Source organism: Pseudanabaena biceps PCC 7429 (genome assembly GCF_000332215.1).
GTDB classification, from domain to species: domain Bacteria; phylum Cyanobacteriota; class Cyanobacteriia; order Pseudanabaenales; family Pseudanabaenaceae; genus Pseudanabaena; species Pseudanabaena biceps.
The window spans coordinates 1-10,012 of record NZ_ALWB01000169.1; the positions used below are offsets into that span (position 1 = coordinate 1).

Annotated in this window: 7 protein-coding genes and 1 pseudogene; 7 read left to right on the forward strand and 1 reads right to left on the reverse strand. The window is 40.9% G+C overall.

The genetic code is table 11. From position 1 onward, the window contains the following. From PSE7429_RS28010 to PSE7429_RS16705, 6 genes and pseudogenes are all read left to right on the forward strand, one after another. Positions 1-128: pseudogene (locus PSE7429_RS28010) on the forward strand (IS1 family transposase); the annotation flags it as partial. A 93-nt stretch (positions 129-221) separates the two neighbouring features. Further along, on the forward strand, positions 222-5,159 hold the full coding sequence (locus PSE7429_RS28015) for an RHS repeat-associated core domain-containing protein (protein ID WP_009628452.1): 4,938 nt from the start codon (positions 222-224) through the stop codon (positions 5,157-5,159). An 8-nt stretch (positions 5,160-5,167) separates the two neighbouring features. Then, the gene (locus PSE7429_RS26390; protein WP_009628453.1) at positions 5,168-5,764 is read left to right on the forward strand and encodes a hypothetical protein; all 597 of its coding nucleotides are present in this window, start codon (positions 5,168-5,170) and stop codon (positions 5,762-5,764) included. Beyond that, positions 5,739-7,505, forward strand: coding sequence for an RHS repeat domain-containing protein (locus PSE7429_RS16695; RefSeq protein WP_158467648.1), 1,767 nt, complete (start codon positions 5,739-5,741; stop codon positions 7,503-7,505). Before PSE7429_RS26390 ends, PSE7429_RS16695 begins: the two co-directional genes overlap by 26 nt. A 10-nt stretch (positions 7,506-7,515) precedes the next feature. Next, entirely contained in the window at positions 7,516-8,061 is a 546-nt protein-coding gene (locus PSE7429_RS16700; protein ID WP_144052527.1) for a hypothetical protein, read from the forward strand. 155 nt (positions 8,062-8,216) lie between these two features. Further along, entirely contained in the window at positions 8,217-9,101 is an 885-nt protein-coding gene (locus PSE7429_RS16705) for an Rpn family recombination-promoting nuclease/putative transposase (protein ID WP_009628456.1), read from the forward strand. On the opposite strand, the gene PSE7429_RS16710 is transcribed toward PSE7429_RS16705, so the two are convergent. Next, positions 9,098-9,313 carry a hypothetical protein gene (locus tag PSE7429_RS16710; RefSeq protein WP_040689177.1) on the reverse strand — a complete coding sequence of 72 codons (216 nt, stop codon included), beginning with the start codon at positions 9,311-9,313 and terminating at the stop codon, positions 9,098-9,100. The genes PSE7429_RS16705 and PSE7429_RS16710 overlap by 4 nt on opposite strands. 159 nt (positions 9,314-9,472) lie before the next feature. Between PSE7429_RS16710 and PSE7429_RS16715 the strand changes: the two genes are divergently transcribed. Next, the gene (locus PSE7429_RS16715) at positions 9,473-9,925 is read left to right on the forward strand and encodes a hypothetical protein (RefSeq protein ID WP_009628457.1); all 453 of its coding nucleotides are present in this window, start codon (positions 9,473-9,475) and stop codon (positions 9,923-9,925) included. Positions 9,926-10,012 lie beyond the last annotated feature (87 nt).

Genomic DNA, 10,012 nt, shown 5'->3' on the forward strand with positions numbered 1-10,012 from the left:
GAGTATCAAGACTAGTTAGAAAAACTCTATCCTTTTCTAAGAAACTAGAAAATCACATTGGGGCCATTTGGAATTTTATTCATCATTACAACACTTCTTTACCTGCTCGGTCATCCTTTCCTTTTTAGGACTACCGAGAAACTTCTAGTTATGATGCCGATAGTAATCTTATCGCTAGTACGGATGCTAATAATAATCTTACTACTCGTGAGTATGACGCGATGGGTAGACTCACTAAGATTAGACAACCAAACGGTAACACAACTTTTGAATACGACAGCGCAAATCAACTAATTGCCCAGACTGATGCCAATGGAAATCGCACCCAATATATTTACGATGAAGTGGGTCGAAGGGTGATGACGATTGCTGCGCTAGGTGGTGAAACGGTTACTAGCTATGACAAAAATGGTAATGTCATCGCGGAAACTGATGCGCTTAATCGCACTACGATCTATGGCTATGACAATCGCGATCGCCAGATATCTACAACTCGTGTGGTAGGCGAAGTGGGTGGAGATGATGACCTGATCACTAGTTACACCTATACGGCTGTGGGATTAGAAGATAAGATCATTGATCCAATGGGAAGGATTGTTGATTATGACTATGATGCTCAAGGTAGGACAATTAAAATTACCTTTGCCAAAGGAACAGTCGATGAAGCAAATCAACAGTTTGAGTATGATGCCGCAGGCAATCAAACAGCGACAATCGATGAGTTAGGAAGACGGACTGAGTATCGTTACGATCTAGCCAATCGCTTAATTGAAACGATCTATCCAGACGAAACGCCAGCGACATTAGCTGATAATCCTAGAATCAAGAGTGAATACGATGCAGTTGGCAATCAAATCGCCAAGATTGATGAATTGGGAAGGCTGACTGCATTTGAATATGATGCGCGGAATCGATTGGTAAAAACGACTGAAGCCGACCCTGATGGAGTGGGAGTATTAGTATCTCCAGAAATACGTTATGAGTATGATGCGAATGGTAACAAGATAGCGGAGATTGACCAACTTGATCGCAGAACTGAGTACCAGTATGACGCTCAAAACCGCTTGATTGCCATAGTCTATACTGATGGCAGCCGAGAAACTTCTACCTACGATAGGAATAGTAATCTAACCAAGAGTAAAGATGCTAATGGGAATATCACTACTCGTGAATATGATGCTAAAAACAGGCTAATCAAAATTGTAGAGCCTAATGGCAACAGCACTTTTGAATATGACAGTGCCGATCAACTAATTGCCAAAACTGACGCTAATGGTAATCGCACGACTTATGCATACGATGAACTTGGCAGAAGAATTCGCACAATTGATGCTTTGGGTGGAATCTCTGCCGTCAATTACGACAAAAATGGAAATGCGATCGCTACAACTGATCAGCTAAATCGGACTAGTTCCTATGGCTATGACAACCGCGATCGCCAAACTACAACCACTTCAGCATTAGGTTTTACCAGTCGCAAGCTCTATGACGCAGTGGGTAATGTCGTCAGTACCGTCGATGCCAATAATCACGCTACGAATTATCTATATGATGCGCGCGATCGCCAGATTGAAGTCAAAGATGCATTAAATCAATCCACTAAAACTACCTATGACGCAGTTGGCAATATCACAGCAACCACAAATCAACTCAACCAAACAAGTACCTATCGCTATGACAATCTGAATCATCGTATTGAAGCGATCGACCTGCTCAATCAATCCACCAAGACCGAATACGATCTATTTGGGAATGTAATAGCAATAGTTGACCCACTAGGACAACGCACAGAATATGGCTATGATCTTAAGAATAGAAAGAATACGGTAACTGATGCATTAGGCAAAGTAACCACCACCACCTATGATGCATTGGGGAATGTACTTTCGATCATTGATCCTGTCAATAATCAGACAAGATATGATTACCAAGACGATATCACCAAGGTAAGTGTAAATAGTAACGGAGACCCAGCAAATTCGAGTTCTCAATCCCCATTGATTAGTGCTGATGGTAGATATGTGTATTTCTCCTCAAATGCTAACAATCTCGATCCTAGCTCTATTGGTTTTAATATATTTGTACATGATCGCGTTACAGGAGAGACGCGTGGCATAATCGGTAATGCTGATTCCTATTCTATTAGTGCTGATGGCAGATATGTTGCTTTCACTTCTAGTAACTCCACTCTAGTTGCCAATGATACGAACAATGGTCAAGATGTATTTGTATACGATCGAGATACAAGAGAAACTACTAGGGTTAGTGTAAATAGTAATGGAGCAGAGGGAAGTTATGTATATACAAATAGTACTAATGTTTCACCTGCAATTAGTGCGGATGGCAGGTTTATCGCGTTCGCGTCTTTTGCCTCCAATTTGGTAGCTAATGATACGGATAATAGTTATGATTTATTCATACACGATCGGCAGACTGGACAAACCACCATTGCTAATGTAGATAGCAGAGGGCTAAAGGTGAATCCTAGGCGTGCTTCTATTTCTTTGAGCGCTGATGGCAGATTTATTACTTTTGAGGTTGGATTTTATGGCGAATACCCTACATTTTATGGATATATTCATGACAATTTGACGGGAGAGACTACTCAAATATCTTTCGAGACCTTTGAGCCTAAGATTAGTGCCGATGGAAAGTTTGTTGCTTCCCGGGATTTGGCTGGCATATTCGTTGAAAATCGCGAGACAGGGGAAATTACACGGGTCGATGTAAGCAGTAATGGAGAAACAGCAAATTCTTATTCTCGCTCTCCATCAATTAGCGCTGATGGCAGATTTGTGGCTTTTATATCTGATGCTTCCAATCTAGTTAGTGGTGATACAAATAATAGAAGTGATATATTTGTGCGTGATCGCCTGACAAATAAAACTGCTGGGGTCACTGTAGGGCGAGATATGTATCTCAATAACACCTCAATTTCTATTAGTGCTAATGGTGAGTCAATTGCTTTCTCAGGAGGTGATGGACAATCACCATATACTGAAATATTTGTAGTTAATAATCCTTTTCTTGATTCCACCAATCCGTCCAACACAGTTAACCGTCTTGCGCGTGAGATTAATGCTAATGGGGCGACGAGAAAATATGCTTATGACTCTATGGGTAATGTCACGTCCATTACCGATCGCGATGGTACTGTCCAAAAATACACCTACGACAAGCTCAATCGCCGCACTCAGGAGCAATGGCTAGACATTAATGGTAATGTCACCCGCAGTATTACCAGTACCTACAACGCCGCAGGAAAACTCACCCAAATCACCGATCCAGACAGCACCTACAGTTATACCTATGACCTTGATGGTAGGATGCTGGCTATCAGTAACGAAGGGACTCCTAATCTTCCCACGACGATCATGAGTTACAGCTATGACAATGTAGGCAATGTGTTATCGATGATCGACACTACCAATGGCAGTCTTGGTATCGAGACTACCCGTGAATATGACGTATTAAATCGCCTGACTGTTAACGCTCAAGGCAATAAGCGGGTAGACTATGCTTACAATGCGATTAGTCAAGTTACCAACAAATATCGATACAGTGACAATAATCTCGTTGCTGAGACAACTAACACCTACGACAATCTCAACCGCCTCACCAATATCACTCACAGCAATGGTGCGAATACCATCGCATCCTACAGCCAAACCTATGATCAAGGCGACAGAATCACGGGTATCAGTAGCAATGATGGAAATTCTAGTTATACCTATGACGACACTAATCAGCTAGTTTCGGGTGAATATGATTTTCAAGACAATGAGAGTTATAGCTATGACAGCAATGGTAATAGAACTAATAATGGCTATGTCACGGGTGTAAATAATCAACTCTTGGAAGACAATAAATATCTCTATGAGTATGACCTTGTGGGCAATAGAATTAAGCGCACTGATAAGTCCACTAATGAGGTGATGGAATATCGTTGGGATATCAGGGATAGGTTAACGGGTATCACCGTTAAGAATGATCTTGGCGAGATTATCAGAACTGCTGAATATACCTATGATGTCTACAATCAGCGTATTGCCAAGACAGTTGATACAGATGGCGATGGTTCTCTTGCTGCGGTGACGGAGAGATTTGTGTATGGCTCTGACCAGAACATCGCTTTAGTGTTTGACGAGAATGGGAATGTCAACCATCGATATCTGTTTGGTAATGGTGTTGACCAGATTGAGGCGGATGAGAATGATGGCAATACTCGCTGGGCTTTGACTGACCATCTTGGCAGTGTGAGGGATGTGGTTGATGATTCGGGTACGGTGCTGAATCATGTTGTTTATGATGCATTTGGTAGTGTCACTAGTCAGACTGATGAATCGGTGGTGTTTAGGTATGGCTATACGGCGAGAGAAATAGACAGTGAAAGTGGTTTGCAATACAATCGCGCTAGATATTTCGATCCTGCGGTGGGAAGGTTTATTAGTGAAGATCCGATTGGGTTTAGAGCAGGAGATGCGAATTTATACAGATACGCTTTTAATCAGCCAATTACAAAAACTGACCCGTCTGGATTTGAATCTAGAGAACTAACAGCTCTTTTCAAAAGTAGTATCGAATCTCCCAACTCAAAGATCGTGTTGCTATACAATACGGTGTTTCCAAAGTTCAGTGTGGCTTATGCTTATGCTGCAGCTTGGTTTGATCAGATCACTACAGGAAGCCTTAGTTATCCGAAGAGTCCTCCTTCGGAAGGTAGTTTGGTGTTTAGAGATTTGAAGGATGACACTGGTCGATTCACACCCTCAATAGCAGGGAAAGCAAATCTTCGTTCCTTCTCAAGTAATAAAGTCGGCGGTATCAAAGGAGTCTCTACTCCAACAATTGACTTAAAAGTAGATAGATTTAGTAGAAGCCATTCAACCCCCGATTATATGCATATAGAGGAAGTTAAGTTTAATTACGAAGACAAAAACAAAGCCCCTCAAGAATGTACATATATCCCTCAAAACCAATTTGATGAAGATGAAAGACAAAAAGCTCGTATAGCAGTAGCCAATATTATTTCGTCCTATCCAACAACATCGAAGGTTTCATCTCCACAATTTACTTTCCCAGACGTTGATTTTGGTGGATTTTTTAAAAGTGTTCTTGAGATACCTGGAGCGGCTCTTCGAGAATTTATAAGAAATTAAGGTGCTATATGGAACCGATGTTACAAGAAGATTATTTAAAAAATGTTTATCCAGTGTTAATGAAAGTATTTAATGATTCTATTTTTCAACCTTCAGGTCAGATTGTTTATCCCTTTAGCAGTTCTCTTGAAGCTAGTTTGTTTTTATGTGCACAGTGCAAGAATCCATTCGACACACAGGTTTTTTGGAATACTTTAAGAAATGCAGCCTTGAATCTAGGAGATACTTTTATCTATGAAGTTGATACTTTAGAACAGTATTGCCACATTATATCACTTGAACAACAGGGAGATTGCACATTAACTCATTCTTCTTGGCAGGTTAAGCTCTCTCCTAGCGGTGCTTGGGGGCTACATGAAAATATGGAAGGATTTTCATTTTTAGGTGGTTCACAATCGTTTATAAATAGTATCCGACAAGCTTGTCCTGAAATAGACGATCAGTTTTTTGAGTTCTTAACTGCTTGGAAATCTTTGGATTATGCTACTGATGATAACTGGTTGCCAGAAATACTGCTGCGCATATTTGGAGATGAAAGAGCAAAAGAACTTCTTGAGGAGGCAAGAAAAATGGATGTTTATGTTAGTTCAACAAGTGATAAATAAGAAGCGCTATGCTGGCTCAGATCTGGTGGTCGATACAAATCATGTCTATGACCAGTTAAACCGCTTCACCAATATCACTCACAGCAATGGAACTGGTGCGAATACCATCGCATCCTACAGCCAAAACTATGATCAAGGCGACAGAATCACGGGTATCAGTAGCAATGATGGAAACTCTAGTTATACCTATGACGACACTAATCAGCTAGTTTCAGGTGAATATGATTTTCAAGACAATGAGAGTTATAGCTATGACAGCAATGGTAATAGAACTAATGATGGCTATGTCACGGGTATAAATAATCAACTCTTAGAAGATAACAAATATCTCTATGAGTATGACCTTGTGGGAAATCGCACCAAGCGCACTGATAAATCCACTAATGAGGTGATGGAATATCGTTGGGATATCAGGGATAGATTGACGGGTATCACCGTTAAGAATGCTCTTGGTGAGATTATCAGAACTGCTGAATATACTTATGATGTCTACAATCAGAGGATTGCGAAGACAGTTGATACAGATGGCGATGGTTCTCTTGCTGCGGTGACAGAGAGATTTGTGTATGGCAGTGACCAGAACATCGCTTTAGTGTTTGACGAGAATGGGAATGTCAATCATCGATATCTGTTTGGTAATGGTGTTGACCAGATTGAGGCGGATGAGAATGATGGCAATACTCGTTGGGCTTTGACTGACCATCTTGGCAGTGTGAGGGATATCGTTGATGATTCGGGTACGGTGCTGAATCATGTTGTTTATGATGCGTTTGGTGGTGTCACTAGTCAGACTGATGAGTCGGTGGTGTTTAGGTATGGCTATACGGCGCGGGAATTGGATGCTGAGAGTGGGTTGCAGTATAACCGTGCTAGGTATTTGGATTCGTTTACTGGTAAGTTTATCTCTGAAGATCCGATTAGTTTCAAAGGTGGTGATTCTAATCTTTATCGCTATGTGTTCAATAGTCCAGTAGATTTAACAGATCCTATAGGTTTAAGACCAATCAATCAAGATGAATTACATGTACTATCGGGCTTAAGATTTTTTGCAAATGAGACAGAAAAAACTGATCCTGTACTATCACTTGCCCAAAAGCAGGGATTGCCAAGTAATTTTGCGAGAGACTTACGAAAAGTAGCAGATGATTTGCAGGACTATATTCTACGAACCCAAACACCACCCGAACAAGATCCTGATAGAATTAAAGCTGCTTTTTTTGCCTTGAATTTAGCCCTTTCTCCCGATGCAAATCTTTACCACAGCAAAAATGCTTCAGTACCAGCCTTTGGGATGAAAGTCAGAGCATTTCAGAGTGATTTTTTACATCCTGTAGTAAATACATGTAATCGATTTGTCGGAGATGCTTTTGCTTTGGGGGCTGACCGTAAATATGGCGAGGGTGGTACTAATAGCACTTATCCGACGTATGAAGGAGAGTTATTCCGTTATCCTTATCCTATAAGCGCTACCGACTTAGCTGATCCAAATAAATTTATTCCAAGGTTGCCAATCCTTCAAAGAGGAGAACAAAAACTTGGCGATATTATCTCTTTTGATACTAGTGCACATGAGAATCTTCCTCCTCTAACTTATGGACACACTGGAATCTTGTTAAATCATGGATTATATATAAGTGCAAGGGATGGTTATACTCCTACTAAGGGGGTGCAATTTGATGGAGTCCAAATTTCGAGAATTCCGACATATCATCCATATACATTTAGAAGATTTATTCCTTAACATTATTTTTATGAAAAAGCATCTTAAAAAGTTTATACTCATCAGCATTTTTGGGATACCGTTCTTGATGATTTTGCTGCTTTATATGTTGTGGTTTTATGCGCCTCTGGTATCACCATTACCTCCATATCAAGCAATTCAACTCCCTCGTCGTGGTGATGAAACTTCTTTACTCATAAACGATTTTACCGAGCTTGCAAATATGGTGGTAGATAGTGTGTTTCCTATTCCATTCTATTTTCATCTCTTACGTTCACATAGGCAAAGTAGTGATGAAAAAGCACGCTTTATAAGTCTTCAGTCCTTAAGGTATTCAGGATACAGAAGGGATTCATTTTGCTCGAATGAAGATTTTACAAAAATCAGCAAGATTCATTCGTCCTATCAAACTAAGCGGAATGATTGTAGCGCCTTTCCTGATGGCTATATTGCTGTTGGCTATAATTATGATCGTTTACCTGGAAATTACTATATTGAGGAACTATATATAAAATATGATAATGGAAGACTTGACCTTGTCATTTCAGCAAAAAAATTTCGTCCAATTCCAGCTTAGCCAGCAATTAGATATAGCGATCCGAAACTAGTAAAAGAGATCTAAACATTGCTATACAAGAATTGAAGCCCGATCGCATAATCTTACAGCGTATTAACGAAAGCTAACCCGCCGCCTATTCAACATGGTTAGCCACCATGCTAAACTAAACTGTCATGCGAACGGACACCCTATTTTTCCAACTATTTCAATCTTTCCATACTCTGCTATTTGAGCTAATAGATCGCCCTATTTCAGAAGCCGAAGGATACAAATTTAGCTCAGCCGAAATCAAAGAAAAAGCATTTCGGTTTGACGGGATCTTCATGCCCACCGCCAACGACAAACCCATTTTTTTCGCAGAAGTCCAATTTCAACCCAAAGAAGACTTCTACAGCGAATTTCTAGCGGAAATCTTCCTCTATCTCAACCAATATCGCCCGATCCAAGACTGGCAAGCCGTAGCCATCTTCGCCAAACACAACAGCGAACCAACACCCGACAAATTCTGTCAAGAACTAATCACCTTGGGGCGAATTAAGCGCGTATATCTAGAAGAGCTGCGGCAAGAAACAAATTCCCATGCGATCGAGATTATTCAGCTAATTTTGGCATCAGAGAAAAAAGCACCAAAACTAGCAAGAAATCTTGCCGAAAAAATCGAACAAGAAACAAACACCGAACTGAGAGATAACGTAGTAGAATTCATAGAAGCAGTACTAGTATATAAATTCCCAAAACTAACCAGACAAGAGGTTGAAGCCATGTTTACCCACAGCGATCTAAAGAAAACCCGCGTTTATCAAGACGCAATGCAAGAGGGCGTGCAAATTGGCGAACAACGCGGTTTACAAATTGGCGAACAGCGCGGCTTGGTAAAAGGTCAGTCGGCAATGCTACTACGCCAACTAACTCGCAAATTTGGCAAAATATCCCCCAGAATAAAATCTCAGATTTCTAAATTGTCTGTCGCACAGCTAGAAGATTTAGCCGAAGCAATCTTTGACTTGCAATCATCTGCCGATTTAAGCGCTTGGATAAAAAAACAGTTGGCACGTTAAATCGAATGACTGTTAATGCTCAAGGCAATAAGCGGGTGGACTATGCTTACAATGCCATTAGCCAAGTCGTCAACAAATATTGATACAGTGACAATAATCTCGTTGCTGAGACAAATCACATTTACGACAATCTCAATCGCCTCACCAATATCACTCACAGCAATGGAACTGGTGCGAATACCATCGCATCCTACAGCCAAACCTATGATCAAGGCGACAGAATCACGGGTGTCACTAGCAATGATGGAAACTCTAGTTATACCTATGACGACACCAATCAGCTAGTTTCGGGTGAATATGATTTTCAAGACAATGAGAGTTATAGCTATGACGGCAATGGCAATAGAACTAATGATGGCTATGTCACGGGTGTGAATAATCAACTCTTGGAGGACAATAAATATCTCTATGAGTATGACCTTGTGGGAAATCGAACTAAGCGCACTGATAAATCCACTAATGAGGTGATGGAATATCGTTGGGATATTAGGGATAGATTGACGGGTATCACCGTTAAGAATGATCTTGGTGAGATTATCAGAACTGCTGAATATACCTATGATGTCTACAATCAGCGTATTGCCAAGACAGTTGATACAGATGGCGATGGTTCTCTTGCTGCGGTGACGGAGAGATTTGTGTATGGCTCTGACCAGAACATCGCTTTAGTGTTTGACGAGAATGGAAATGTCAATCATCGATATCTATTTGGCAATGGCATCGACCAGATTGAGGCGGATGAGAATGATGGCAATACTCGCTGGGCTTTGACTGACCATCTTGGCAGTGTGAGGGATATCGTTGATGATTCGGGTACGTGCTAAATCATGTTGTTTATGATGCGTTTGGTGGGGTGACTAGCCAGACTGATGAGTCGGTGGTGTTTAGGTATGGCTATACGGCGCGGGAGT

Excerpts from the sequence above, each read along its gene's own strand:
- PSE7429_RS26390 (WP_009628453.1), top strand. The coding sequence starts at position 5,168 with ATGGAACCGATGTTACAAGAAGATTATTTAAAAAATGTTTATCCAGTG.
- PSE7429_RS16695 (WP_158467648.1), top strand. The coding sequence starts at position 5,739 with ATGTTAGTTCAACAAGTGATAAATAAGAAGCGCTATGCTGGCTCAGAT.
- PSE7429_RS16700 (WP_144052527.1), top strand. The coding sequence starts at position 7,516 with ATGAAAAAGCATCTTAAAAAGTTTATACTCATCAGCATTTTTGGGATA.
- PSE7429_RS28015 (WP_009628452.1), top strand. The coding sequence starts at position 222 with ATGGGTAGACTCACTAAGATTAGACAACCAAACGGTAACACAACTTTT.
- PSE7429_RS16705 (WP_009628456.1), top strand. The coding sequence starts at position 8,217 with ATGCGAACGGACACCCTATTTTTCCAACTATTTCAATCTTTCCATACT.